This window comes from Streptomyces sp. NPDC048416 (genome assembly GCF_043200435.1).
GTDB lineage: Bacteria > Actinomycetota > Actinomycetes > Streptomycetales > Streptomycetaceae > Streptomyces.
The window spans coordinates 100,177-124,813 of the sequence record NZ_JBICXU010000004.1; the positions used below are offsets into that span (position 1 = coordinate 100,177).

General features: G+C 71.0%; 23 protein-coding genes, 2 pseudogenes and 1 riboswitch. Of the genes and pseudogenes, 3 read left to right on the forward strand and 22 right to left on the reverse strand.

Going from position 1 to position 24,637, the window contains the following annotated elements; translation table 11 throughout:
- The first annotated feature begins 57 nt into the window (after positions 1–57).
- Positions 58–1,188 (forward strand): LOG family protein, encoded by a 1,131-nt coding sequence (locus tag ACGFW5_RS07040; RefSeq protein WP_393833165.1) that lies wholly within the window; start codon positions 58–60, stop codon positions 1,186–1,188.
- Between the two features lie 118 nt (positions 1,189–1,306).
- Positions 1,307–2,206, forward strand: coding sequence for a hypothetical protein (locus ACGFW5_RS07045; protein ID WP_393833389.1), 900 nt, complete (start codon positions 1,307–1,309; stop codon positions 2,204–2,206).
- A 575-nt stretch (positions 2,207–2,781) separates the two neighbouring features.
- Here ACGFW5_RS07045 and ACGFW5_RS07050 read toward each other — a convergent pair.
- The 9 genes from ACGFW5_RS07050 to rpsB all read right to left on the reverse strand — a co-directional run bounded on the left by ACGFW5_RS07050 (position 2,782) and on the right by rpsB (position 12,799).
- Positions 2,782–3,822 (reverse strand): ABC transporter ATP-binding protein, encoded by a 1,041-nt coding sequence (locus ACGFW5_RS07050; protein WP_393833166.1) that lies wholly within the window; start codon positions 3,820–3,822, stop codon positions 2,782–2,784.
- Positions 3,822–5,435, reverse strand: a complete 1,614-nt coding sequence (locus ACGFW5_RS07055; RefSeq protein WP_393833390.1) for an ABC transporter permease — start codon at positions 5,433–5,435, stop codon at positions 3,822–3,824. The genes ACGFW5_RS07050 and ACGFW5_RS07055 overlap by 1 nt, the downstream gene beginning before the upstream one ends.
- 77 nt (positions 5,436–5,512) lie before the next feature.
- The gene (locus ACGFW5_RS07060) at positions 5,513–6,613 is read right to left on the reverse strand and encodes a thiamine ABC transporter substrate binding subunit (RefSeq protein ID WP_393833167.1); all 1,101 of its coding nucleotides are present in this window, start codon (positions 6,611–6,613) and stop codon (positions 5,513–5,515) included.
- Positions 6,614–6,695: 82 nt separating this feature from the next.
- Positions 6,696–6,816: riboswitch (TPP riboswitch) on the reverse strand.
- Between the two features lie 64 nt (positions 6,817–6,880).
- Positions 6,881–7,993: a 23S rRNA (adenine(2503)-C(2))-methyltransferase RlmN gene (gene rlmN, locus ACGFW5_RS07065; RefSeq protein ID WP_393833168.1), complete on the reverse strand. Its 1,113-nt coding sequence runs from the start codon at positions 7,991–7,993 to the stop codon at positions 6,881–6,883.
- A 169-nt stretch (positions 7,994–8,162) separates the two neighbouring features.
- Positions 8,163–9,272, reverse strand: coding sequence for a phosphatidate cytidylyltransferase (locus ACGFW5_RS07070; RefSeq protein ID WP_393833169.1), 1,110 nt, complete (start codon positions 9,270–9,272; stop codon positions 8,163–8,165).
- Positions 9,272–9,829: a ribosome recycling factor gene (gene frr, locus ACGFW5_RS07075; protein ID WP_120727660.1), complete on the reverse strand. Its 558-nt coding sequence runs from the start codon at positions 9,827–9,829 to the stop codon at positions 9,272–9,274. The genes ACGFW5_RS07070 and frr overlap by 1 nt, the downstream gene beginning before the upstream one ends.
- Positions 9,830–9,953: 124 nt before the next feature.
- Positions 9,954–10,742 carry a UMP kinase gene (gene pyrH / locus ACGFW5_RS07080; protein WP_393833170.1) on the reverse strand — a complete coding sequence of 263 codons (789 nt, stop codon included), beginning with the start codon at positions 10,740–10,742 and terminating at the stop codon, positions 9,954–9,956.
- A gap of 160 nt (positions 10,743–10,902) precedes the next feature.
- A complete protein-coding gene (tsf, locus tag ACGFW5_RS07085; RefSeq protein ID WP_393833171.1) occupies positions 10,903–11,739 on the reverse strand; it encodes a translation elongation factor Ts in 837 nt (278 codons plus the stop codon).
- Positions 11,740–11,860: 121 nt separating this feature from the next.
- Positions 11,861–12,799 (reverse strand): 30S ribosomal protein S2, encoded by a 939-nt coding sequence (gene rpsB / locus ACGFW5_RS07090; protein WP_393833172.1) that lies wholly within the window; start codon positions 12,797–12,799, stop codon positions 11,861–11,863.
- Positions 12,800–13,090: 291 nt separating this feature from the next.
- Here rpsB and ACGFW5_RS07095 point away from each other — a divergent pair, with 291 nt between their 5' ends.
- The gene (locus tag ACGFW5_RS07095) at positions 13,091–13,780 is read left to right on the forward strand and encodes a M23 family metallopeptidase (RefSeq protein WP_393833173.1); all 690 of its coding nucleotides are present in this window, start codon (positions 13,091–13,093) and stop codon (positions 13,778–13,780) included.
- A gap of 34 nt (positions 13,781–13,814) precedes the next feature.
- On the opposite strand, the pseudogene ACGFW5_RS07100 reads toward ACGFW5_RS07095, so the two are convergent.
- The 13 genes and pseudogenes from ACGFW5_RS07100 to rplS all read right to left on the reverse strand — a co-directional run.
- Positions 13,815–14,232, reverse strand: a pseudogene (locus tag ACGFW5_RS07100) (IS110 family transposase); the annotation flags it as partial.
- 358 nt (positions 14,233–14,590) lie between these two features.
- Positions 14,591–15,148 carry a TetR/AcrR family transcriptional regulator gene (locus ACGFW5_RS07105; RefSeq protein WP_393833391.1) on the reverse strand — a complete coding sequence of 186 codons (558 nt, stop codon included), beginning with the start codon at positions 15,146–15,148 and terminating at the stop codon, positions 14,591–14,593.
- Between the two features lie 83 nt (positions 15,149–15,231).
- Positions 15,232–16,074: an RNA polymerase sigma factor WhiG gene (gene whiG, locus ACGFW5_RS07110; RefSeq protein WP_393833174.1), complete on the reverse strand. Its 843-nt coding sequence runs from the start codon at positions 16,072–16,074 to the stop codon at positions 15,232–15,234.
- 242 nt (positions 16,075–16,316) lie between these two features.
- Positions 16,317–17,555 (reverse strand): DNA-processing protein DprA, encoded by a 1,239-nt coding sequence (gene dprA / locus ACGFW5_RS07115; RefSeq protein WP_393833175.1) that lies wholly within the window; start codon positions 17,553–17,555, stop codon positions 16,317–16,319.
- A complete protein-coding gene (locus ACGFW5_RS07120; protein WP_393833176.1) occupies positions 17,552–19,168 on the reverse strand; it encodes a YifB family Mg chelatase-like AAA ATPase in 1,617 nt (538 codons plus the stop codon). Before ACGFW5_RS07120 ends, dprA begins: the two co-directional genes overlap by 4 nt.
- 1 nt (position 19,169) lies before the next feature.
- Complete coding sequence (locus ACGFW5_RS07125) at positions 19,170–19,547, reverse strand: YraN family protein (protein ID WP_393833177.1); 378 nt, start codon at positions 19,545–19,547, stop codon at positions 19,170–19,172.
- A 145-nt stretch (positions 19,548–19,692) separates the two neighbouring features.
- Positions 19,693–20,001, reverse strand: coding sequence for a DUF2469 domain-containing protein (locus ACGFW5_RS07130; protein ID WP_003965949.1), 309 nt, complete (start codon positions 19,999–20,001; stop codon positions 19,693–19,695).
- Between the two features lie 55 nt (positions 20,002–20,056).
- Complete coding sequence (locus tag ACGFW5_RS07135) at positions 20,057–20,542, reverse strand: NUDIX hydrolase (protein WP_393833178.1); 486 nt, start codon at positions 20,540–20,542, stop codon at positions 20,057–20,059.
- Positions 20,543–20,546: 4 nt separating this feature from the next.
- Positions 20,547–21,305: a signal peptidase I gene (lepB, locus tag ACGFW5_RS07140; RefSeq protein ID WP_393833179.1), complete on the reverse strand. Its 759-nt coding sequence runs from the start codon at positions 21,303–21,305 to the stop codon at positions 20,547–20,549.
- A gap of 102 nt (positions 21,306–21,407) precedes the next feature.
- Positions 21,408–22,400 carry a signal peptidase I gene (gene lepB / locus ACGFW5_RS07145; protein WP_393833392.1) on the reverse strand — a complete coding sequence of 331 codons (993 nt, stop codon included), beginning with the start codon at positions 22,398–22,400 and terminating at the stop codon, positions 21,408–21,410.
- A pseudogene (gene lepB, locus ACGFW5_RS07150) lies at positions 22,354–23,403 on the reverse strand (signal peptidase I); the annotation flags it as partial. The pseudogene lepB (ACGFW5_RS07150) and the gene lepB (ACGFW5_RS07145), both read right to left, overlap by 47 nt.
- Positions 23,396–24,169 carry a signal peptidase I gene (gene lepB, locus ACGFW5_RS07155; protein WP_393833180.1) on the reverse strand — a complete coding sequence of 258 codons (774 nt, stop codon included), beginning with the start codon at positions 24,167–24,169 and terminating at the stop codon, positions 23,396–23,398. The pseudogene lepB (ACGFW5_RS07150) and the gene lepB (ACGFW5_RS07155), both read right to left, overlap by 8 nt.
- A gap of 56 nt (positions 24,170–24,225) precedes the next feature.
- Complete coding sequence (gene rplS, locus ACGFW5_RS07160; RefSeq protein ID WP_350232925.1) at positions 24,226–24,576, reverse strand: 50S ribosomal protein L19; 351 nt, start codon at positions 24,574–24,576, stop codon at positions 24,226–24,228.
- Positions 24,577–24,637 lie beyond the last annotated feature (61 nt).

The following is a 24,637-nucleotide window of genomic DNA, read 5'->3' on the forward strand; positions in this document are numbered from 1 at the left end:
CGGGCCCAGGCTCACCCGAAAGCGGCCCAGCACAGCGCAGCGCCTAGCATGGACGCCGTGTTCGACGCAGAAGAGACACCCCGCCCCCCGGGCAGCGACACCGAGATCGAATCCCTCGCCGAATTCGACACGGTCACCGCCAAGCGCAGCGACCTCGCCGGGTTCCGCGTACAGTCCGTCGACCTGACGGCCCGTACGCCCGCGCTGCTCGACACCGACACCGCCGGCGCCGTCTTCCTCGGCTGCGCGATGGATCCGGACGCGGCGGCCAAGGTCAGGGCCGACGGCGCCCTGGTCTTCCCGCCGGTGCCGCACCTGCCGTTCGACCCGTACCGCGGCGCGCTCTACTCCCCCGCCGAACTCTTCGCGTCGCTCGACGAGGGCTACGAACGCACCCCGGACGCGTTGTCGTACGCGTGGTTCCAGCGGACCAGCACCGACGGCGACATCTTCTCCTCGATGCTGCGCTCCATCCACGACGACGCGGTCTCCGACGCCCTGGACGAACTGCTCGTCGGGGCGCGGGTGGTGGGCGTGATGGGCGGCCACGCGATGGCCCGCGGCACGACCGAGTACCAGGGCGCCGCCGTGCTCGGGCGGACCCTGGCCCGTGCCGGTTTCACGGTCGCGACCGGCGGCGGACCCGGTGCGATGGAGGCCGCGAACCTGGGTGCGTACGCGGCTCCCTTCGACGACGCGATGCTGGGCTCCGCGCTCGAACTCCTCGCCAAGGAGCCCTCGTTCAGGCCGTCCGTGTCGCAGTGGGCGCGCGCGGCCTTCGAGGTCCGTACGAGGTGGCCGCGCGGCGGAACCTCGGTGGGCATCCCCACCTGGTTCTACGGCCACGAGCCCCCGAACGCCTTCGCGAACGCCATCGCCAAGTACTTCGCCAACGCCACCCGCGAGGACGGCCTGCTGGCCCGCTCCAACGCGGGCGTCGTCTTCCTGCCCGGCGCGGCCGGCACCGTACAGGAGATCTTCGACAACGCGACGCCGAACTACTACGAGTCGCGGGGCACCCCGACGCCGATGGTGCTGGTCGACCGCGCGCACTGGACGGAGCGGCTGCCGACCTGGCCGCTGCTTCAGGCGCTGGCGCGGGACCGCCCGATGGCGGCCCGGATCGCGCTGGTGGACTCGGTGTCCGAGGCGCCCGACGCGCTGGCCCGCATGTCGAGCGAGGTCTGAGGTCGCCGAGCGGGGCGGGCCGAAAAGTACCGGGCACCAGGCAACTCCCAAAGGGCGGTAAACGTCTGGTAAAGCGAAGTGGGGTGAACCGGTTGCCCCCGCCATGAACGGAGTCCCCGTGCTGCTCGGTCTGCTGACCGCCATCGCCGCCTCGGTCTGTTACGGCACGGGCTCGGTCCTGCAAGCCGTCGGGTCCCGCAAGTCCGCCCGCCGCGACGCGGCCGCGAGCGACCGTACCCAGCACGGTGGTCCCAGCCTCTCCTCCACCGCGAAGGCGGCGACGACCTGGGAATTCATCGTCGGCACGGTCCTCGACTTCGTCGGGTTCGGGCTCGGCGCGCTGGCCGCCCGGCTGCTCCCCCTCTTCCTCTCCCAGACGGTGATCAGCGCGAACCTGGTCATCACGGCGGTGCTCAGCGTCAAGCTCCTCGGCATCCGGCTGAGCCGCGCGGAGTGGACGTCCATCGGCGTGGTCTGCTCGGCCCTGGTCCTGCTCGCCTCGGCGGCGGGCCACGAGGGCAGCGGGCACACGGAGTTGGCCACGCACGGGTGGCTCCTGGCGGTCGCGCTGCTCCTGATGGCCGGCGGCACGGTGGCCGTACGTCTCCTGGGCGCCCGCGCCGCGATCCTCGCCGGGCTCCTGTCGGGCCTGGGCTTCGGCGCGCTCGGCGTGGGGGTCCGCATCCTGAACGGCATCGACCCGTTCGATCCCGGCGCGCTGCTCGGCGACCCCGCCCTGTACGCGATCCTCGTGGCCGGGGCCGGCGGCATGTACCTGCACACGGTGGCCCTGCAGATCGGCTCGGTGAACGGTGCGACGGCGGCGCTCGTGGTGGGCGAGACGGTGCTGCCGGGTGCGATCGGTGTGCTGTGGCTGGGCGACGCGTCTCGGGCGGGCCTGGCGTGGATGGCGGTCCTGGGTTTCGTCCTCGCGGTGGCCGGGGCGGTGGCGGTGGCGTGGTTCGGCTCCCCCGAGGCCCCGGAGGCCCGCCCCGCGGACCTGGCCCGGGTGGGCTGACGGGCTGGGCGGCGCCCCGGGCCCTGGGGGGTTTTCCCACCCACCCACCCGCCCGTACAGCTCATTGCATGCGCTGACCCCTGGGACTCCGCCCCAGACCCCACGCGGGGGCTCCGCCCCCTGCACCCCCGTTTCGCGCCTAAAGGGCGCTCGTCCTCAAACGCCGGACAGGCTGAAGATGCCCGAGCAACCCAGCACGGCCACTGCACCAGTGCCGATAGGGGCGCGGGGAACTGCGCGAACACCGTCCACGACCCGCGGACGACCACGGGTATAGGGGCGCGGGGAACTGCGCGAGAAGCGACCACGGCCTGCGGACGAAAGGGGGATTTCAGGGGCGCGAGGAACTGCGCGAAAAGCCCCCACGGTCCGCAGCGAACAACGGATTTCAGGGGCGCGGGGAACTGCGCAAAAGCGACCACGGCCCGCACCCGAAAGCCGGCCCTCAAGGGGCGCGGGGAACTGCGCGAAAAGCGACCACGACCCGCAGGGGACGACGGGTTCATGGGCGCGAGGAACTGCGCGGCAAGCAGCCGCAAACGGCCGCGGTCGCGCTCGTCCCGCCCCCGGAGGGTTTAGGGAAGGGGCGGGGTGGGGGAATCCCCCAGCACCACCACCTCGCCCGCCGCGAAGGCGACCCCCACCCCCGCCCCCACCTCCGGCGCGGACGCGACTTCGCACTCCGCCTCCAGCGCCGGCCCGCCCCCGGGCCGAAGTCGTACGGCCACGTGACTGCCGCGGAACGTCCGCGCCGTCACCTCGCACGCCAACCCCTCCCGCTCCCCGACGAGCCGCACGCCCGCAGGGCGAATCAGGAGCCGTACCTGACCCTGCGGGGAGCCCGCCGGGACCGGCACCTTGCCCCACGGCGTGTCGGCCGCCTCCCCGGCCACCGTCGCAGGGACCACGTTCTCGAAGCCGAGGAAGCGGGCCACGAACTCCGATGCAGGGTGCTGCCAGACCTCCAGCGGCGTGCCGGTCTGCGCGATGCGCCCGTCCCGCATCACCACGACCCGGTCGGCCAGGGCGAACGCCTCGCCCTGGTCGTGGGTGACGGCCAGCACAGTCGTACCCAACTGGCCGAACAGCGCCCGGAGTTCGACCACGAGGCGTTCGCGCAGGGTGCGGTCGAGCTGGCCCAGCGGCTCGTCCAGCATCAGCAGCCGGGGCGAGGGCGCGAGCGCGCGGGCGAGTGCGACACGCTGCTGTTCGCCGCCGGACAGCGCGGCGACGGCCCGCCTTCCGGCGCCGGGCAGCCCGACCAGGTCAAGCAACTCCGCGACCCTGCGCGCCTGTTCACCCCGCGAAGCTCTGCGCATGCGCAGCCCGAACGCCACGTTGCCGGCGACGTCGCGCTGCGGGAAGAGCTGGTGGTCCTGGAACATCAGGCCGAGCCCACGCTTGTGCACGGGCACCCCCGCCTGGTCGGCGCCGTCCAGCAACACCCGCCCGTCGTCCGGGGGTTGGAGGCCGGCCACGACCCGCAGCAGGGTGGACTTGCCGCTGCCGCTCGGCCCGAGCACGCACACCGTCTCGTGGTCGGCGACCTCCAGGTCGACCGCGTCGAGCGCGGCGCGCCCGGCGAACCGTACGGTCACACCGTCGAGTCTCAGCATCAGAACTCCCCGCTCCGGTCGGTCCTGATCCGTTCGAGGACGAGCAGCGACACCGCGCACACCACCATCAAAATCGTGCTGAGGGCCATGGCCTGGCCGTAGTTGAGGTCGCCCGCCCGGCCGAGCAGCCGGGCCACCGCGACGGGCAGCGTCGGGTGGTCGGGCCGGGCGATGAAGACGGTCGCCCCGAACTCGCCGAGCGAGACCGCGAAGGCGAAGCCCGCCGCGACGAGCAGCGCCCGGCGCACCAGCGGCAGATCCACCTCGCGCCAGGCCCGCAGCGGGGAGGCCCCGAGTACGGCCGCCGCCTCGCGCAGGCGTCCGTCCACCGCGCGCAGCACCGGCAGCATGATCCGTACGACGAAGGGCGTACCGACCAGTGCCTGGGCGAGCGGCACCAGGATCCAGGAGGTCCTGAGGTCCAGCGGCGGCTTGTCGAGGGTGATCAGGAAGCCGAAGCCGACGGTCACGGCGGAGACGCCGAGCGGCAGCATCAGGAGGGCGTCGAAGCCCCGCATGAGGCGGCCGCTGCCCCGTCGGGCCAGGGCCGCCGCCGCGAGTCCGCCGACCGCCAGCGCGATCGCGGTGGCGGCGAGCGCGTACTGGAGCGAGTTCCAGATCGCCTCGATGGGCGGCACCAGGAAGCTGCCGTTGTCGCCGGCGTCCTGGAGGGCCCGGTAGTAGCCGAGGCCGTAGCCACCGGGGGTGTCGAGGGAGCGCTCGACGAGGACGCCGACGGGCAGCAGGATCAGCAGGGCCACGACGGCGAGGACCGAGGCGAGCAGCGTGCGCTGCGCGGCGCCGCGCGGGCGGCGGGACGTCTGGGCCGGGTCCACGAGGGTGAGGGCGCTCTCGCGGCGGCGCGTCGCCCAGGCGTGCACGGCGAGGATCGCGCCGACCGCGGCGAACTGCACGATCGTCAGGACGGCCGCGGTCGGCAGGTCGAGGAGTTCGGCGGTCTCGCGGTAGATCTCCACTTCGAGGGTGGAGAAGGTGGGGCCGCCGAGGATCTGGACGACGCCGAAGGAGGTGAAGGTGAAGAGGAACACCATGAGCGCGGCCGCGGCGACGGCGGGGCCGAGCGCGGGCAGGGTGACCCTGCGCCAGGCCCCGAGGCGGGAGGCCCCGAGGACACGGGCGGCCTCTTCCTGACGGGGGTCGAGCTGCGACCACAGGCCGCCGACGGTGCGTACGACGACGGCGTAGTTGAAGAAGACGTGCGCGAGCAGGATCGCCCACACCGTGGTGTCGAGGCGTACGCCCCACAGCTGGTCGAGGAGGCCGCCGCGGCCCAGCAGCGCCAGGAACGCGGTGCCCACGACGACCGTCGGCAGCACGAACGGGACGGTGACCACGGCGCGGAGGAGCTGTTTGCCGGGGAAGTCGAGGCGGGCGAAGACATAGGCGCCGGGCAGCGCGATCACCAGGGTGAGCGCGGTGGAGGCGAGCGCCTGCCAGGTGGTGAACCACAGGACGTGAGCGATGTCCGGGTCGGTCAGCACCTCGCCGATCCGCCCGAAGTGCCAGGCGCCCTGCGCCGTGAGCCCGCGGCCGACGATGGCGGCCACGGGCCAGGCGAAGAACAGGGCGAAGAACGCGAGCGGCGCGGCCATGAGCCCGAACCGCACCGCGTTGCCCCGCACGGCGCTCCGCCGCGCCGGCTTCCGGGGCGGCTTGCCCGGCGGGCGGCCTACTTCAGGACGAGCGAGGACCACGTCTTGACCCACTGGTCACGGTTCTTGGCGATCGTGTCGGGGGCGACGGTCGCCGAGTCGGTGATCTTCGCACCGAACCTGGTGAATTCGGCGGGCACCGCCGCGTCCTTGGCGACCGGGTCCACGAACATCTGGAGCGGCATGTCCTCCTGGAACTTCTTCGAGATCAGGAAGTCCAGGAGCGCCTTGCCGCCTGCCTCGTTCTTTGCGCCCTTGAGCAGGCCCGCGAACTCTGTCTGGCGGAAGCAGGTGCCGGTGGCGACGCCGGTGGGGGCCTCGGTGGGCTTGGGGTCGGCGTAGATCACTTCGGCGGGCGGGCTGGAGGCGTAGGAGACGACGAGCGGCCGGTCGCCCTTGGCCTTCTTGCCGCCGGCCGAGCCGGAGAAGTCCGTGTTGTAGGCCTGCTCCCAGCCGTCGACGACCTTGACGCCGTTGGCCTTCAGCTTCTTCCAGTAGTCCTGCCAGCCGCCGTCGCCGTACTTGGCGACGGTGCCGAGCATGAAGCCGAGACCGGGCGAGGACGTCGCGACGTTCTCGGTCTCCAGGAGGTTCTTGTACTCGGGCTTGATCAGGTCGTCGAAGGACTGCGGGGGGCTGAGCTTCTTGTCCGCGAAGTACTTCTTGTCGTAATTGACGCAGATGTCGCCGGTGTCGATGGGGGTGACCCGGTGCTTGTCCTTGTCGAGCTGGTCCTCGACCGGCACCCGGTCCAGGCCCTTGGCGACGTACGGGGTGAAGATGCCGTTGTCCAGGGCGCGCGAGAGAAGGGTGTTGTCGACGCCGAAGAAGACGTCGCCGCGCGGGGAGCCCTTGGTGAGGATTTCCTGGTTGAGGGCGGCTCCGGCGTCGCCGCTCTTGAGGACCTTGACGGTGTAGCCGGTCTGGGCGGTGAATGCCTTGAGCACCGGGTCGGACGCGGCGAACGAGTCGTGGCTGACGAGCGTCACGGTCTTGCCGCCGGAGCCGCCGGTCGAGCCGGACGCCTTCTTGCCGTCCGAGCTGCCGCAGGCCGCGAGCGTGGCGACGCCGAGGGCGGCGGCGAGCGCACCGGCCGCGAGCCTCTTGGTACTGCGCATTTCTTCATTCCTCCTGGAGATGACCAGGAAGAGACGCGGCCCTGCCCGCACGACGTCCAGTCGTGCGGGCAGGGCGCAACAGCTTGAGTAATCGCCGAACTTCCTACCCCGCATGACCGGGGCAAGGTTCAGAGGGTCTGCGGTCCGTGTCCCATGAATGGGTACCGCACTCTCAGCGCTGTGGCGCTCCCCTGTCGGAATATGCAGATGTTTCCGGCCAGGTTACACGGGGCCCCCGGCCCGGCCCGGGCCGTTCTGCCCCTCGGACTACCGCTCCGTGGCGGCCAGCTGCCCGCAGGCTCCGTCGATCTCCTGGCCCCGGGTGTCGCGGACGGTCACGGGCACGCCATGGGCCGCGATGGCCTCGACGAACGCCTTCTCGTCCTCGGGCCGCGACGCCGTCCACTTGGAGCCGGGCGTCGGGTTCAGCGGGATCAGGTTGACGTGCACCCGCTTGCCCTTGAGGAGGCGGCCGAGCAGGTCACCGCGCCACGCCTGGTCGTTGATGTCGCGGATCAGGGCGTACTCGATGGAGATGCGGCGCCCGGACTTCTCGGCGTACTCCCATGCGGCGTCGAGCACTTCGCGCACCTTCCACCGGGTGTTGACCGGCACGAGGGTGTCGCGCAGTTCGTCGTCGGGGGCGTGCAGGCTGACCGCGAGACGGCACTTGAAGCCCTCGTCTGCGAAGCGGTGCATGGCGGGGACCAGGCCGACGGTGGAGACGGTGATGCCGCGCTGGGACAGGCCGAGGCCGTCGGGCTCGGGGTCGGTGAGGCGGCGGATGGAGCCGACGACCCGCTTGTAGTTGGCGAGCGGTTCGCCCATGCCCATGAAGACGATGTTGGAGAGACGGGCCGGGCCGCCGGGGACCTCGCCGTCGCGCAGGGCGCGCATGCCGTCGACGATCTGGTGCACGATCTCGGCGGTCGAGAGGTTGCGGTCCAGGCCCGCCTGGCCGGTGGCGCAGAACGGGCAGTTCATGCCGCAGCCGGCCTGCGAGGAGATGCACATCGTCACCCGGTCCGGGTAACGCATCAGGACGGACTCGACGAGCGTGCCGTCGTGCAGCTTCCACAGCGTCTTGCGGGTGGTGTCGTCGTCGCAGGAGATGTGCCGCACGACCGACATCAGGTCGGGCAGCAGCTCCTCCTGGAGCCGGCCGCGCGCGGCGAGCGGGATGTCGGTCCACTCGGCGGGGTTGTGGGCGTAGCGCGCGAAGTAGTGCTGCGAGAGCTGCTTGGCGCGGAACGGCTTCTCACCGATCGCGGCGACGGCTTCCTTGCGCTCGGCGGGCGACAGGTCGGCGAGGTGCCGCGGCGGCTGCTTCGCTCCGCGCGGCGCGGTGAAGGTCAGTTCTCCCGGAACGGGGCGTGCCATGAGCGGTAACTCCTCAGTACGACGAGGCCGGCGATCCCCGCTGGGCGCGGAGCAGGCGACGATACGGTGCCGAAGCCAGGAGACCTCACAGGATCACCCCGCGGACGCGAGGCCGAAAAGGGCGCGTCGCTCGCGAGCGACGCGCCCTTCAAGGGTAACCGGATGCCGCTCAGCCCGTGCCGACGAAGACCGCGAGCAGCAGCCACACCACCGGAGCGGTCGGCAGCAGCGAGTCCAGACGGTCCATGATGCCGCCATGGCCCGGCAGCAGGGTGCCCATGTCCTTGATGCCCAGGTCCCGCTTGATCATCGACTCGCCGAGGTCGCCGAGCGTGGCGCTCGCGGCCACCGCGACGCCGAGGAGCAGGCCCTGCCACCAGGTGCCGTCGTCGATCAGGAACTGCATGCACAGCGCGCCCGCCACCATCGCGAAGGACACCGCGCCGAACAGGCCCTCGCGGGTCTTTCCGGGGCTGATGCGCGGCGCCAGCTTGTGCTTGCCGAAGCGCCAGCCGATCGCGTACGCACCCGTGTCACTGACCACGGTCAGGAGCAGGAAGGTCAGCACCCGCCAGGGACCGTCGTCCGCGGCGAGCAGCATGGCGACGAACGTGGCGAGGAACGGCACGTAGAACGCCGCGAAGACGCCCGCGGTGACGTCCCGCAGATAGTTCTCGGGCGGCTCGGTCATCCGCCACACGAGCACCGCGAGCGCGGTGAGCGCCATCGCCACCCATGCGCCCTCGGCGCCGCTGACGTATCCGGCGACGACCATCGCCGCGCCGCCCACGGCGAGCGGCACGAGCGGCGCCTTGATCTGCTTGCGCTCTTCGAGGCGGCTGGTCAGCTCCCACAGGCCGACGACGACGGCGACCGCGACGACCCCGACGAAGACGGCCTTCACGACGAACAGGGAGGCGATGACGACCGCGCCCAGGGCGACACCGACCCCTATCGCGGACCGCAGATCGCGGCCCGCCCGCTTCTTCTCCGGCTGGGCGGGCACGGGCGGCGGAGGCGGAGTGCTTGCCATGGGCTCCTGCGGCGTCTCGTCGCGGAAGAGAGGACCGCCCGGCAGAGCGGTCCCCCGGTCACGTTCGTCGCGGTCTTCGGCGTCGTCGCCCGCGTCGGGCACGACGGGCATCGGCTGCGTCCGCGACACGGGCGGGGCGTCATACGGATCGTATGCAGGCCCCGCCGGGAACGCCCCCTGGGAAGGCCCCTCGGGGGTTCCCCAGTACGCGGGTCTCGGCGGAGCCCCCCAGGAAGAGTCGTTCATCAGACCTCTAGCAGCTCGGCTTCCTTGTGCTTGAGCAGCTCGTCGACCTGCGCCACGTACTTGGCGGTGGTGTCGTCGAGCTCCTTCTCCGCACGGCGGACCTCGTCCTCGCCGGACTCCTTGTCCTTGACGAGCTTGTCGAGGGCGTCCTTGGCCTTGCGGCGCACGGCGCGGATCGACACCTTGGAGTCCTCGGCCTTGGTGCGGGCAACCTTGATGTAGTCCTTGCGGCGCTCCTCGGTCAGCTCCGGGAAGTTCACGCGGATGATGCTGCCGTCGTTGCTGGGGTTGACGCCCAGGTCCGAGTCGCGGATGGCCTGCTCGATGTTGCGCAGCGCGCTCTTGTCGAACGGGGTCACCACCGCCATGCGCGGCTCCGGCACCGAGAAGGAGGCGAGCTGGTTGATCGGCGTCAGCGCGCCGTAGTAGTCCGCCACGATCTTGTTGAACATCGCCGGGTGCGCACGGCCGGTGCGGATCGCGGCGAAGTCCTCCTTGGCGACCACGACGGCCTTCTCCATCTTCTCCTCGGCCTCGAGGAGGGTTTCTTCGATCACCACTTGCTCCTGCATGTCTTGGGTGGGCCGGGAGTTCTCAGAGCGACCTGAGCCCTTGGGCCCTGGATAACCAGCGTCTTTCCCTGCACGGTGTCCGACCGGCAGGGGATTGTCCATCCCCCGGTCAGGCCCGGGTGCCCTGGTCGCTCACGAGCGTGCCGATCTTCTCACCCTTGACGGCGCGCGCGATGTTGCCGGCCGTAAGGAGCTCGAAGACGAGGATCGGGAGGTTGTTGTCGCGGCACAGGGTGATCGCGGTCATGTCGGCGACCTTCAGGTCCCGGGTGATGACCTCGCCGTACTCCAACGCGTCGAACTTCACCGCGTCGGTGTTGAGACGGGGGTCGGAGTCGTAGACCCCGTCCACCCCGTTCTTGCCCATCAGCATGGCCTCGGCGTCGATCTCCAGGGCGCGCTGTGCGGCGGTGGTGTCGGTGGAGAAGTACGGCATGCCCATGCCGGCGCCGAAGATGACGACGCGGCCCTTCTCCAGATGGCGTACGGCACGCAGCGGGATGTACGGCTCGGCGACCTGGCCCATCGTGATGGCGGTCTGGACGCGCGAGTCGATGCCCTCCTTCTCCAGGAAGTCCTGGAGGGCGAGGCAGTTCATGACCGTCCCGAGCATGCCCATGTAGTCCGAGCGGGCCCGGTCCATGCCGCGCTGCTGGAGCTCGGCGCCCCGGAAGAAGTTGCCTCCGCCGATGACGACGGCGATCTGTGCGCCGTCACGGACGACGGCGGCGATCTCGCGGGCGATGTTGTGCACGACGTCGGGGTCGACTCCGAGCGCCCCGCCGCCGGCGAACGCCTCACCGGACAGCTTCAGCATGAAGCGCCCGGCCACCTTGCCGTCATCGCGCTTGTGGTCGGCCGACTCGTCGGCCTTGGCGGTGTCCGCGCCCTGATTCATGGAGGTCTCCTCGTGCACATACGAAGAAGGCCATTGCCGGTGGGTACTCGTAGTCCCTAGCGGCAATGGCCTCCTCGTCAGATCTGCGGTCGTCCGTCGCGTGCGCGGCCGACGACTGCCTCAGACCCTAGCGGGGTCTAGTGTCGAACGCTGAACAGACTCAGATGCCGACCTTGATGCGCGAGAAGCGCTTCAGGGTGACACCGGCCTCCTTCAGAACCTGCTCGACGGACTTCTTGTTGTCCAGCGCGTACGGCTGGCCGAGCAGCGTGGCTTCCTTGAAGAAACCGTTGACGCGACCCTCGACGATCTTGGGGAGCGCGGCCTCGGGCTTGCCCTCGGCGCGGGTGGTCTCCTCGGCGACGCGACGCTCGGTCTCGACGACCTCGGCCGGAACGTCCTCACGGGTGAGGTACTTCGGCGCGAAGGCGGCGATGTGCTGCGCGACACCCTTGGCGATCTCGGCGTTGTCCTTGTCCAGCTCGACGAGCACACCGATCTGCGGGGGCAGGTCGGGCATCGTGCGGTGCATGTACGCGGAGACGAAACCGTCGGAGAACTGCGCGAAGCGGTCCAGGACGATCTTCTCGCCGAGGTTGGCGTTGGCCTCGTCGACGAACGCCTGAACGGTCTTGCTGGCCTCGATCTCGGAGGCGAGCAGCGCGGCCAGGTCGGCCGGGGAGGTGGCGGCGACGTGCTCGGCCAGCTTGGCGGCGACGGCCTGGAACTTGTCACCCTTGGCGACGAAGTCCGTCTCGCACTTCAGCTCGACCAGCACGCCGGAGGAGTTGTCCTCGGCGATGAGGGAGACGACGGCGCCGTTCTCGGCAGAACGGCCCTCGCGCTTGGCGACGCCCTTCTGGCCCTTGATGCGCAGGGCCTCGACGGCCTTGTCGACGCTGCCGTCGGCCTCGTCGAGCGCCTTCTTGCAGTCCATCATGCCGGCGCCGGTGAGCTCACGGAGCTTCTTGACGTCAGCGGCGGTGTAGTTCGCCATGAGTCTGTGTTTCTCTCTCGGAGTCTAGAAAGATCTACGAAGATCTGCGGGGCTACGGGTTGACGGCGGGGGCTTGTGGCCCCCGCCGTCAACTACCGAACCTGTGGGTCCCGGTGAAGGGTCAGGCCTGCTCGGCGTCCGCGGCCGGAGCCTCCGTGGCCTCGGCGGCCGGAGCCTCCGTGGCCGGAGCCTCGGCAGCGTCCTCGGCCGGCTTCTCGGCCTCGGCGGCCGGAGCGGCGTCGGCCGCGGGGGCCTCGGCGGACTCCTCGGAGTCAGCCTTCTTGTCGCCCTCGAGCAGGTCGCGCTCCCACTCGGCCAGCGGCTCGCCGGCCGCCTTCTCGCCCGGCTTCGAGTCGCCCGTGGCCTGGCCGGAGCGGGCGATGAGGCCCTCGGCGACGGCGTCGGCGATCACGCGGGTGAGCAGGGTGACGGAACGGATCGCGTCGTCGTTGCCCGGGATCTTGTAGTCGACCTCGTCGGGGTCGCAGTTCGTGTCGAGGATCGCGACGACCGGGATGTGGAGCTTGCGCGCCTCACCGACGGCGATGTGCTCCTTCTTGGTGTCGACGATCCAGACGGCGCTGGGAACCTTCGACATCTCGCGGATACCACCGAGGGTCTTCTCCAGCTTGGCCTTCTCGCGCGAGAGGACCAGGAGCTCCTTCTTGGTGAGACCCGAGGCCGCGACGTCCTCGAAGTCGATCTGCTCAAGCTCCTTGAGGCGCTGCAGACGCTTGTAGACGGTGGAGAAGTTGGTCAGCATGCCGCCGAGCCAGCGCTGGTTGACGTAGGGCATGCCCACGCGCGTCGCCTGCTCGGCGATCGCTTCCTGCGCCTGCTTCTTGGTGCCGACGAACATGATGGAGCCGCCGTGCGCGACGGTCTCCTTGACGAACTCGTAGGCGCGGTCGATGTACGACAGCGACTGGAGCAGGTCGATGATGTAGATGCCGTTGCGCTCGGTGAAGATGAAGCGCTTCATCTTCGGGTTCCAGCGACGGGTCTGGTGACCGAAGTGGACGCCGCTCTCCAGCAGCTCCCGCATCGTGACGACGGCCATGGCCGTACTCCTTGAGATACTCGGTTACCGCGGCCGCCGGTCGGCTGCCGCGCCTGACGCCCCGGTGCGCCGTGCCCTGAACCCTGCGCGGGTAAGGACCGAGAGGCGCGGCCGGCGATGGTGGTGAGACCGCCGGCGGGGCGTGCGAAGTCGATCCGGTGACCCGGATCGCCACAAGAAGTGTACGGGACCCGCACAGTGCCGGGTGACGGCGTTGTCCACAACCGGGCAGTACTCCACAGATCAGCACCAAGATCCACTCCCTGGCGTCCCCGGCGGGACCCTGAACCCATGTATCGAGCACTCCTCCTCCTCGCCCTGGCGACGGCCGGCGGCCTGCCCGCGCCCCCGCCGACCGCCGTCCAGCCCTGGGCACCGCCGGCCGTCGTCCGCCTTTGGGCGCCGTCGGCTCTCGCCCACCTCTGGGCACCGCCGGCCGTCGTCCAGCCTTGGGCACCGCCCGCCGTCGTCCGCCTTTGGGCGCCGTCGACTCTCGCCCACCTCTGGACACCGCCGGCCGTCGTCCGTCCCGCCCTCGCCGCGGGCACGGCCGGGTGGCCTGTCACCCCGCCGGACATCGTCCACCCGTGGGCGCCCCCGGCCACCCCGTACGGTCCGGGCCACCGCGGCATCGACCTCGCCGCACCCCCGGGCACACCGATCCGGGCAGCCGCCGCGGGCCGTGTCACCTTCGCGGGCCAGGTGGCAGGGCAGGGAGTCCTCACGATCACCCTGCCCGGCGCCACCGCACCACCGTTGAGAACCACCTACGAACCAGTACACGCCCTGGTGCCGGAAGGCGCCGACGTCACCGCCGGACAAGTGGTGGCCACCGCGGCCGAAGGCCCCTCCCACTGCCCGACGGGCTGCCTCCACTGGGGCCTCCTGAGAGACCGGACCTACCTGAACCCGCTCCTCCTGCTGCACCGCGCCGCGCCCTCACGGCTGCTGCCGGTGGTGGGGGTGGTTGAGCCTGGGTGAGAGGTGGGGCGGGGTGGGGTGGGGCGGGGGCGATGCCGGGGACGGCGACGGTCTGGTCGTCCAGGGCGTCGAAGACGTCGGCGGTCAGCCGGGTGGCCGTGCGTGGGGCCTTGGGGCGGATCAGTTCGACGAGTCTGCGGCGTCCGGCTTGGCCCAGGGCGGCCGGGGTCCGTGGCGTTCCAGCAGCCAGGTGACGGCCTGGTGGTCGAGACGCGGCCCGAGGACGCGTTCCAGACTGGGGTGGAACTGGGTGAGCAGGCCGCGCATGCGGTTGCTGGTGCGGTGGCCTCGGCGGCGGTCGGCTTCTCGAAGACGGCCCGCAGTTTCGGCTCGCTATGGGGCAGCGGCTTGTCGAAGACCTTCTTGCCGGCCGGGGTCGGCCCATGGCCGTGATGCCTGCTCTTGCCGACGTCCAGGCCGAGGAACACGCCCACGTCTTCGATCTCGAACATCGCGCCCCCTCAAGGGCGTTGACGGGGCCGGCCTCGGCTCGGGTGTCGTGCTCGCGCATCCACGTCATGCAGACCTGCCGCCCCGCGAGCTGCCCGGCATTGCGCCGGCTTGGGCTGTGACCGGGCGGTGGCCGGGCTGTGGCCGGGCCTCTGATCAGCGTCTCCGACGGGCACCTCCCGGGCCCGGTGACACCTCCCCAGGTCATCGACTTCGACAGAGGGGACACAGCCATGCCGGGCCCGGAGGCCAGCGGCCCTCTTGCAGGACCGCGAAGAACATAAGCGGGGGGAGGGGCGGGGAGGGGAGGGGGAGGGGGAGGGGAGGGGGAGGGGGAGGGGGAGGGGCCCCCTCGGAGCTTTAGACTCCGACGCCTCGCAGGGCCATGGCCACCGCCGCGTCCGTGATGGCGGACGGAGGTTCCGTGGGGCTCTGCTCGATGCGGCGGACCGCGGCGTCGACGATGCCCTGGAGGAGGACCGCGGCCAGGCGCGGCTGGTCGTGGCCGAGGTCGGCGAGGGCTTCGACGATCATGGCGATGAGGCCACCGTGGGCGGCCCGGATCTTCTCGCGGGCGCCGGCGTCGAGTTCGCTGGCGGAGATGGCGACGACGGCTCGGTGGCGCTGGTCGCCGACGAGCCCGAGCTGGTGGCGTACGTACGCCTCGACCTTGGCTTCGGGGGTGTCGGCCCGCTCCATCGCGCCCTCGATCTCTGCGGCCCAGAGCGGGAAGTCGGCGGCGCACAGTTCTTCGACGACCGCGGCGCGGGAGCGGAAGTACTCGTACACGGAGGAGCGGGCGAGGCCCGTGCGCTCGGCCAGGGCCGGGAACGTCAGCGCTTCCGTTCCACCTTCGGACAACAGGGAGCGTGCGGCGTCGAGGAGGGCGTCACGCTGCATGGTGCGGTGCTCGGCCACGGAGGCCGCTCGGATCCTGGGCACTGTTCCACTTTACGGCCGGGCCGCGGGGGTGGTCGGCAGGGACGATCCGCCGGTGTCCCTCATCGCCCGACGTCGGCCAGTTTGGCCCTCAGCTGGAGCACCGACTTGGTGTGGATCTGACTGACCCGGCTCTCGGTGACGCCCAGGACGTTGCCGATCTCGGCGAGCGTGAGGCCTTCGTAGTAGTAGAGCGTGACGACGGTCTTCTCGCGCTCGGGCAGCGTGTTGATGGCGCGGGCGAGGAGGCGGCGCAGTTCGCGGTCCTCGGCGACTTCCACCGGGTCGTCCGCGGAGGTGTCCTCCAGGGTGTCCATGAGGCTGAGCCGGTCGCCGCTCTCCCCGCCGACGTGCAGCAGCTCTTCGAGGGCCACGACGTTGGCGAGCGACAACTGGCTGAAGACGGCGTGCAGTTCCTCGACGGCGATGCCCATCTCGGTGGCCACCTCCGCCTCCGACGGGGTGCGTCTGAGCTGTGCTTCGAGGGTGGCGTAGGCGCGTTCCACGGCGCGGGCCTTCTGGCGCACCGAGCGTGGGATCCAGTCGAGGGCGCGGAGTTCGTCGATCATCGCCCCGCGGATCCGGGTGATGGCGTACGTCTCGAACTTGATGGCCCGCTCGACGTCGAACTTCTCGATGGCGTCGATGAGGCCGAAGACGCCGGAGGAGACGAAGTCGGCCTGCTCGACGTTGGGCGGCAGTCCCACGCTGACGCGTCCCGCGACGTACTTCACCAGGGGCGAGTAGTGCAGGATCAACTGCTCGCGCAGCCGCTCGTCGCCGGTGGCCTTGTACGACCGCCACAGCTCGTCGACGGACGAGGGGGCCGGTGGTCGCACGGTGCCGCTGCCGCGGGCAGCGGGGGGCGCTGCCGTGCGGTCAGACCCGGAGGTGTGCTGGGGCATGCGTTGCCTTGAGCCGTTCTGCTGTGTCGTTGGCGGGGGCTGTTTTCGGTCGGGGAACCCCGTGAGCGTAGCGTGACTGTGTGGTCGCGGTGAGCGAAGAGCCGGTGACCGGGCGCGGCCCGCACCCGGGGCCGGGGCGCATGTGCTGGTGAGGGCCGTCGCGCCGAGCGTCGGCCCCGAAAGCGCTGTCGTGCGGCCCGTGGTGGACATCGCTCCTCACCTTGTCACCCGAATGCCCCAGGTCAAGCACCGCCTCGCCGCGTGCCCGCCGGGTCGAGCCCGCTGGCCGCCGCATCTCGCTCCATGCTCGCCGCATCTCGCTCCATGCCCGCGGGACGGAGCGCGCCGTACGTCAACTTCCAGCCGTCGCCGACCCGTTCGACGAAGCCGAGGGAGTGCAGTTCATAAAGCCGGCCGAGGGCTTCGTCGGCGCTGGTGCCCGCTTCTCTTGCGAGATCGCGTACGGCGGCCGTGCCGCGCGAGGGCAGGGCTTCCAGTACGCGGGCGGCGGCGGGGGCGAGGAGGTCGCGGGGCAGCACGGGCCCGCGCCGGACGGGTGCGAGTTCTCCCATGTCTCCGACGAGTTCGACGACTTCCGCGGCGTCGGTGACCAGGACTCCTTCGCCGCGCAGGAGTTCGTGGACGCCTGCCGAGAGTCCGCTGGTGGCGGGTCCCGGCACGCCCATGGTGAAGCGTCCGAGCTTCTGCGCGGCGCGGGCCGTGACGAGTGAGCCGCTGCGGTACTCGGCTTCGACGACGACGGTTCCCCGGGTGAGGGCGGCGATGACCCGGTTGCGCACGATGAATCTGCTGGGCGTCGGGTGATCACCGGGCGGCAATTCGCCCACGAGGAGGCCCTGTTCGGCGATGCGTCCGATCAACTCGGCGTGGCCGCGCGGGTAGACGACGTCGACTCCGCAGGCGAGGACGGCGATGGTGGCTCCGCCGGCGGCGAGGGCGCCGCGGTGGACCGCTCCGTCGATGCCGGCGGCCGCGCCGGACACGACGACCCATCCCTTCTCGGCGAGGCCGGAGCCGAGGACTGCGCCCATGTGCGCTCCGTAGGGGGTGCAGGCGCGCGCGCCGACGACGGCGACGGAGCGCAGGGCCCATATCCGCAGGTCGGGGTGGCCCCGCACCCAGAGGCCGACGGGCCGGGCGTCGGCGAGGTCGTCGAGTTGGCGCGGCCATTCCGGGTCGCCGGGGACGAGGAACCTGCCGCCTGCGGCCGCCGCGGTCTCCAGGTCCCGTTCGGGGTCGGCCAGGGCGGCTCGGCGGCGGTGGCCTTCGAGCCGTGCGGGGCTGGCCCCGGGTAGGTCGTCCTCGGGGCCCCGGGGGGTGGTGAGGCGGCGGAGCAGGCCGACGGCACCGTAGGTGCGCAGCCAGCGGCCGCCGCGTTCGTCGCCGGGTTCGATGACGCGGGTCAGGGCGGCTCTGGCGATTCGTTCGGCGCCGGCCCGGGTTCCTTCCGCGGCGTTCACGGCATGCTCGCGGCCGGCATGGGGGCGCCTCGGGAGATGCCGGTGCGCAGTTCCAGGGCGAGGGCGACGTGTCCGGCGTCGGGGCGGTCGTCTCCGGCGAGGTCGGCGGCGGTCCAGGCGACTCGCAGGACGCGGTCGAGTCCGCGGGCGGTGAGCAGGCCGCGCTCCATGTCGCGTTCGGCTCCGGTGAGGGCGCCGGGTGCGGTGAGCCAGCGGGTGCGCAGTTCGTGTCCGGGGACTTCGCTGTTGTTGTTCCAGGGGGTGTCGGCCAGGCGGGCGGCGGTGCGTTCGCGGGCGGCGCGGACGCGGTCGGCCACGATGGTGCTGGGTTCGCCGCGGCCGCCTCCGCCGAGGAGGTCTTCGCGGCGTACGGGTTCGACTTCGACGCGCAGGTCGACGCGGTCGAGGAGGGGGCCGGAGAGCCTGGCCTGGTAGCGGCGGATCACGGAGGCGGGGCATTCGCAGCCCGCGCCGTGCAGGGTGTGCCGTCCGCAGGGGCAGGGGTTGGCGGCGAGGATCATCTGGAAGCGGGCGGGGAGCCGGATCACTCCGGCGCTGCGGGCGATGACGACGTGTCCCGATTCGAGTGGCTGGCGCAGGGCGTCGAGTGCTTTTCCGGCGAATTCGGGTGCTTCGTCCAGGAAGAGCACTCCTCTGTGGGCGACGGAGACGGCGCCGGGGCGTGGCAGGCCGTTGCCGCCGCCGACGAGGGATTGCATGGTGGCGGAGTGGTGCGGGGCGCAGTAGGGGGCGCGGCGTACGAGCGGTTCGCCGGGCGGGAGGATTCCGGCGACGGAGTGGACGGCGGTCACTTCCAGGGATTCCTGGCGGGTGAGGTGCGGCAGGATGCCGGGGAGCCGTTCGGCGAGCATCGTTTTGCCGGCTCCGGGTGGCCCGGAGAGCAGGAGGTGGTGGCCGCCTGCCGCGGCGATTTCGAGGGCGGCGCGGGCTGCGTGCTGGCCCGCGACGTCGATGAGGTCGAGGTCGGTGTTGCGTGGGCCTGCGGCGAGGCCGGTGCCGGCTCCGGCGCCGGGGACGACGAGCCCGGCGAGCATGGCGTCGGGGCGGCTCGTGTCGGCGGGTTCTTCCTGCGGTACGGGTTCGTCGGTGAGGACGGCGACGAGCTGGCGCAGGCTGCGCACGCCGAGGACGGAGATGCCGGGGACGAGGCTCGCTTCGGCTGCGGTCTGTTCGGGGACGACGACTTGTTCGTAGCCGGCTTCGGCGGCGGCGAGCACGGCGGGCAGGATGCCGCGCACGGGCCGTACGCGTCCGTCCAGGCCGAGCTCGCCGATCATGACGAGGTCGGTGAGTTCGCGGGGGTCGATGCGTTCGGCGGCGCCGAGGATCGCGCAGGCGATGGCGAGGTCGAAGCCGGCGCCGCTCTTGGGGACGGATGCGGGGCTGAGGCCGACGGTGAGTTTCTTCTGCGGCCACGTGTCGCCGGAATTGGCGATGGCGGCCCGTACGCGGTCGCGGCTCTCCGCGAGGCTTTTGTCGGGGAGGCCGACGAGGGTGAAGGCGGCGACGCCAGGTTCGAGGTCGGCCTGGACCTCCACGACGACTCCTTCGACGCCGACGAGGGCGACGGAGCAGGTGCGTGCGAAACCCATGTCAGGCCACCCCCCGCACATGCTCGGCCCGGGGGGCGCCCTTGCGCGGCAGGACGACGCCGACGAGGTCGATGCGTACGCCGCCGGGCGGGGGTCCGCCGTGGTCGGCGAGCCAGTGGCCGGCGAGGCGTTTGAGGCGGTCGGCCTTGGCGGGGGTGACCGCGGCCATGGGGTGTTCGTAGGTGCCGGTCCTGCGGGTCTTGACTTCACAGATGACGAGCGTGGGCCCGCCGGGGGATGTGTCGTCGTGGGCGACGATGTCGATCTCGCCGGTCCTGCCGCACCGCCAGTTGCGTTCCAGGACTGTCATTCCGGCCGCTTCGAGCAGCCGTACCGCCAGGTCTTCGCCGTATTTTCCGAGTGCTCCGCGAGCGTTCATCCGGCACCACCTCCGGCACCGACTGTCACGCATCCCGCGTCAACGAGTGGATCTTGGTGGACAAGTCCGCCATTGTGGAAAACCCCGCCACCCGAAGGGTGCGCTCCGCGACGCGACGCCCGGCGTCGCCTCAGCGGTCCTCGGTTCAGCCGCCGGGCAGTTCGAGGTCGCTCTTGTTGAGTTCCTCGATGTTCACGTCCTTGAAGGTCAGGACGCGGACCTGCTTGACGAATCTGGCCGGCCGGTACATGTCCCAGACCCAGGCGTCCGCCATCGACACCTCGAAGAACACCTCGCCCTGGACCGAGTGCACCTGCATCTCGTAGTCATTGGTGAGGTAGAAACGCCGCTCGGTCTCAATCACGTATTTGAACAGACCGACGACGTCGCGGTACTCCCGGTAGAGCTTCAGCTCCATCTCGGTCTCGTACTTTTCGAGGTCCTCGGCGCTCATGGCATGTTCCCCTTCAGCCGTGCGTCCCCCTATTGTGCGTCAGCCCCCCGGGCCCCTAGACGATTTCGGGGGCCAGGACGACCGGCGCGTGCGGAGGACCCTCGTCGAGCAGCGTGCGCAGCAGCTCGGCGAGCCTGGTCGGGTACACCGTCTCACGCGCCGCGAGGAGTTCGGCGGAGGTCCACCATCTCAGGCCCGCGGTACTGCGTCGCTCAAGGTCCGTGAGGGCGGTGGGGGCCACCTCGGTCCGGGTGGTGCGGGCCAGGTAGTACCACTCGTCCTGGTCCCAGCGGCGCCCGTCGAAGGGGAACGAGCAGGTCCGTTGCCACAGCACCGGGCCGAGTTCGACGTCTGTGATTCCGGTCTCCTCCGCGAGTTCGCGCAGGGCTGCCTCGGCCCGGCTCTCGTCGCCCTCCAGGCCGCCGCCGGGGGTGAACCACCACGTGTCGGCGGGGTCGTCGGGCTCGAAGCCGTGCATGAGCAGGATGCGGTCCTGGGGGTCGAGCAGGACGACCCGCGCCACCTTGCGGGGTTCTGTCACGGCTTCACCTCCCCGCGGATGCGGCGGTGCGGGTGCCCGCGGTGCGGGTCCTGCGGCGTCGCGCGAGGCCGGCGATCGGCCCGTACACGCCGCCCAGCACGATCAGCACCGCGCCCGTCACGACGGCGCCCAGGATCAGTTTCAGCGGTCCTGGCCGCGAGATGCCACCCGGCAGTGTCGTGAAGCCCGATGGGCGCTCCAGCATGCCGCCCAGGGGCCAGGCCACGGCGTCCACGCGGGCCGACACCGTGGCCAGCGGGACGGAGCCGTTGGCGGCGTCGTCCAGGTGGACGCGGGAGTCGAGCGAGACGAAGCGGTCGTCGCCGAGCAGGAAGACCTGCCCTTGGGGGACCTTGGCCTCGAAGGGTGTTCCCGAGGCGGGGGTCTTGCCGTGCAGATACGGTTCGTCGACCGGGGTGCCGTTGACGGTGAGCCGGCCGTCCTTGGCGCAGCACTTGACGGTGTCCCCGCCGATGCCGACGACCCGCTTGACCATGGGCACGTTGGCCCAGTCCTTGTCCTGGAAGACCACCACGTCACCGCGCCGCACGTCGTTGCCGGATATGCGCTGGGCGAGCACCCGGTCGCCGGCCTTGACGGTCGGCGACATGGACTGGGTGGGCACGGTGTAGGGCTTGTACTGGACGGCGCCCCAGGCGAACCCGCCGAGGAAGAGGACACAGCCGACGGCCACGGCGAGGCCCGACAGCACAGTGCCAAGACTCCGGCCGCGGCCGTCGTGGTCCAGTCCGTTACCGCTCATCGCAGCGCTCCCTTTCCGGCAGCACCCCGTGACGCGTGTGACGCCCGGGGCCCCGGAGATCTGTATCCGGGACCGCACCCTACCCGGCGGTATGCCCGCCGGTCAGCCCTTGGCCACCGGGCTTTCCGCCTTGACCTGCGCTTGAAGGAACTTGCGGCGCCGCCACAGCACCATCGGCACCGCGCCCGCGAGGCCGACGGCGGCGGGCGCCGCCGTGCCCATCGCGTTCAGACCGGGCTGGTCGAACGTGTCGGGGACGCCGAGCCAGTCGAGGCGGTTCAGCGGCCAGGCGATGGTGAAGGCGCGGCCGACGACCTCGTCGGTGGAGACCGTGCCGCCGCCCGTCAGCTCCTGGTGGTAGCGGGAGTCCAGGGAGTCCTGGCGATGGTCGCCCATCACCCAGATCCGGCCGTCGGGAACCTTGATCGGCCCGAACGGCTTGTCGTCGCAGGCACTGTCGCCCGGGTAGATGTACGGCTCCTTCAGAGTCTTGCCGTTGACCGTGACCGGGCCGCCCTTCTTGCACTCGACGGTGTCGCCACCCACCGCGATGACCCGCTTGATCAGGTCCTTCTCCTCGGCGGACGGCATGAGGCCGATGAAGCTGAGGAACTTCTGCGCGGCGTTCTGGCTCGGGGTGGGCTCGCCGTCGAGCCAGCCGCCCGGGTCGTGGAAGACGACGACCTCACCGCGCTGCGGTTCGGCGCCGAACCACGGGGTGAGCTTGTCGACGAGCACCCGGTCACCGCGTTGCAGGGTGTCCTGCATCGAGTCGGACGGGATCGAGAACGCCTGCACGAGGAACGTCTTGATCAGCAGGGCCAGGACCAGTGCGATACCGATGAGGAGCGGCAGCTCCTTCCAGAAGGAACGCGGCTTCTTGGGCGCGCGGCCCTCGCCGTCACCGGGTTCTTCGCCGCCGGGCCCGCCGTCGCCCCGGCCGCCGTCCTGCGCCGGCACCAGGTGCTCGGGCGCGGAACCGTTCGCCGGGACCGCGGAGGGGTGCTTCGCTGCGGATCCCGGGGAGGAATCGGCGAACTCGTTCTCCGGCCGCTCCTCCGGCTCTTCGCGTCCGGATCGTGCGCCGACCGCCAAATCCCCCACATCCACTCCTCACTCGTTGCCACCGCCTGGCCCGTACGAGGCTCAGGCCCACCACTCCCATAACGAGCGGGAGTTCCGCAGGGGTCGGGGGCTGGGTCGCCTGCTCGGGGTCCGCCGCCGGATCCCGGGACGACACCCTATGCGACACGGACGCTGCCGAGGCGCGGGACGCGGCGGGCACCGAGGCGAACGTGGGCGGCACCTCAAGCCTGCGCCAGTGTGAGAAAGGCCAGGCCACGACCACCGCGCGGCCCACCACCCCGGTCACCGGGACCGTGCCGTGGTGGCCGTCGTCGAGGTGGTAGCGGGAGTCGGCGGAGTTGGACCGGTGGTCGCCCATGACGAAGATCCGGCCTGCGGGAACTTTTACCTCGAATTGGATGTCGGAGGGCCGATCGGTGGACGGTGTGAAGACATACGGCTCGTCGAGCGGTACGCCGTTGACGGTGATCCTGCCGTCCGTGCCGCAGCACTTCACGGTGTCTCCGCCGACGCCGATGACGCGCTTGATCAGGTCCTGCTCGTCGTCGGACGGCAGCAGGCCGATGAAGGTGAGGCCCTGTTTGATCTGTTTGACGACGATGGGGTCCTCGCCCGGTGACGTCTTCTGTTCGCTCTTGAGCCAGCCGCCGGGGTCCTTGAACACCACGACGTCGCCCCGCTCCGGCTGTGAGCCGAACCAGGGGGTGAGTTTGTCGACGAGGACGCGGTCGCCGATGGTGATCGTCTGCTGCATGGAGCCGGAGGGGATCACGAAGGCCTGCACGAGGAACGTCTTCAGTACGAGGGCGATGAGCAGCGCCACGGTGATCAGGAGCGGTATCTCACGCACCGCCGATCTGCGTCTGCGCTGTTTCACCCGGCGGGCGAGGCGGCGTCGTTCGGCGCGTCCGCTCTGGCCGCGCCGGCCCGGCGGCGGGGCGGTGGTGGGGCGGGTTCCGGTCGGCAGGGGCTGGTCCCGGGCGTCGGCGCGCGGGCGCCCGCGGCTACCCATGTCCCCCGCCGGGATCGCGTACGCCGGCGAAGGCGCCGGAACCTGCGACCGATCTCCAGCGTCCCAGCGGCCAGCCGACCAGGTCGGCCCGCCCGATCACGCGGCTCACGGGCACCATGCCGCCGCCGGGGTCGCCGAGGTGGTCGCGGGCGTCGCTGGAGCGGGAGCGGTGGTCGCCGAGCACCCACAGGGTGCCGTCGGGCACGACGATGTCGAAGGGCACCTGGGAGGGGCTGTCGCCGGGGTGCAGATAGGGCTCGTCGACGGCCGTGCCGTTCACCTGGATCCTCCCCCTCCGGTCGCAGCAGACCACATGGTCTCCGCCGGTGCCGATGACGCGCTTGACGAAGTCGGTCTCGGCGGGCTCGGTCAGTCCGAGTGCCGCTCCCACTGAACGTACGGCGCGCCCCAGCGGGTTCCCCTGGTCCGTTTCCTGCACGAAGGAGCCCCGGCCGTCGAAGACGACGACGTCGCCGCGCCGGGGGGCGTCGCCGAAGCGGTAGGCGAGCTTGTCGACCAGGACGCGGTCGCCGACGTTGAGGGTCGGTTCCATGGAGCCGCTGGGGATGAGGAAGGGCTGGACCACGAAGTGGCTGAGCAGCAGGAGGAAGACGACGCAGAGCGCGAGCAGGGCCCCGGCCTTGCGCCAGGGGCCTTCCAGGTGGCCCGCGAGGGCGGGAAAACGCGCGGAGCGCGACCTCTGCGCGGGCCCCTGATCGGGGTCGGCGGAGGGGTCGCGCTCCGTGTGCTGTGCTTCGGTGTCCATCGGGGCCAGAGCTTATCCGGCCGCCGTCGGACCCGTACGCGGGTGTGAGCCGGGGCTCAGCGGTCGCGCTTCTCCTTGATCTTCGCGGCCTTGCCGCGCAGCTCACGGAGGTAGTAGAGCTTGGCGCGACGGACGTCACCGCGGGTCACGACCTCGATCTTCTCGAAGATCGGGGAGTTCACCGGGAAGGTGCGCTCGACGCCGACGGAGAAGGAGACCTTGCGGACCGTGAAGGTCTCGGAGACACCGGCGCCCTGGCGGCGGATGACAACGCCCTTGAACTGCTGGATACGGGAGCGGTTGCCCTCGATGACGCGGACGTGGACGTTGACGGTGTCACCCGGGCGGAAGGCCGGGACGTCGCTGCGCAGCGTGGCGGCGTTGACGGAGTCGAGCAGACTTGCCATGAAGGACTACTTCCTCACTGATGCCACAGGTCATCAGCGGAATTCGAGATGAATGGGGTGC

Bases quoted from the DNA above. Each gene is read 5' to 3' on its own strand.
- ACGFW5_RS07050 (WP_393833166.1), bottom strand. From the start codon at position 3,822: ATGCTGAGACTCGACGGTGTGACCGTACGGTTCGCCGGGCGCGCCGCG.
- ACGFW5_RS07055 (WP_393833390.1), bottom strand. From the start codon at position 5,435: ATGGCCGCGCCGCTCGCGTTCTTCGCCCTGTTCTTCGCCTGGCCCGTG.
- ACGFW5_RS07060 (WP_393833167.1), bottom strand. From the start codon at position 6,613: ATGCGCAGTACCAAGAGGCTCGCGGCCGGTGCGCTCGCCGCCGCCCTC.
- rlmN (WP_393833168.1), bottom strand. From the start codon at position 7,993: ATGGCACGCCCCGTTCCGGGAGAACTGACCTTCACCGCGCCGCGCGGA.
- ACGFW5_RS07070 (WP_393833169.1), bottom strand. From the start codon at position 9,272: ATGAACGACTCTTCCTGGGGGGCTCCGCCGAGACCCGCGTACTGGGGA.
- pyrH (WP_393833170.1), bottom strand. From the start codon at position 10,742: ATGAATCAGGGCGCGGACACCGCCAAGGCCGACGAGTCGGCCGACCAC.
- tsf (WP_393833171.1), bottom strand. From the start codon at position 11,739: ATGGCGAACTACACCGCCGCTGACGTCAAGAAGCTCCGTGAGCTCACC.
- rpsB (WP_393833172.1), bottom strand. From the start codon at position 12,799: ATGGCCGTCGTCACGATGCGGGAGCTGCTGGAGAGCGGCGTCCACTTC.
- ACGFW5_RS07095 (WP_393833173.1), top strand. From the start codon at position 13,091: ATGTATCGAGCACTCCTCCTCCTCGCCCTGGCGACGGCCGGCGGCCTG.
- whiG (WP_393833174.1), bottom strand. From the start codon at position 16,074: ATGCCCCAGCACACCTCCGGGTCTGACCGCACGGCAGCGCCCCCCGCT.
- ACGFW5_RS07120 (WP_393833176.1), bottom strand. From the start codon at position 19,168: ATGGGTTTCGCACGCACCTGCTCCGTCGCCCTCGTCGGCGTCGAAGGA.
- ACGFW5_RS07125 (WP_393833177.1), bottom strand. From the start codon at position 19,547: ATGAACGCTCGCGGAGCACTCGGAAAATACGGCGAAGACCTGGCGGTA.
- ACGFW5_RS07130 (WP_003965949.1), bottom strand. From the start codon at position 20,001: ATGAGCGCCGAGGACCTCGAAAAGTACGAGACCGAGATGGAGCTGAAG.
- lepB (WP_393833179.1), bottom strand. From the start codon at position 21,305: ATGAGCGGTAACGGACTGGACCACGACGGCCGCGGCCGGAGTCTTGGC.
- lepB (WP_393833180.1), bottom strand. From the start codon at position 24,169: ATGGACACCGAAGCACAGCACACGGAGCGCGACCCCTCCGCCGACCCC.
- rplS (WP_350232925.1), bottom strand. From the start codon at position 24,576: ATGGCAAGTCTGCTCGACTCCGTCAACGCCGCCACGCTGCGCAGCGAC.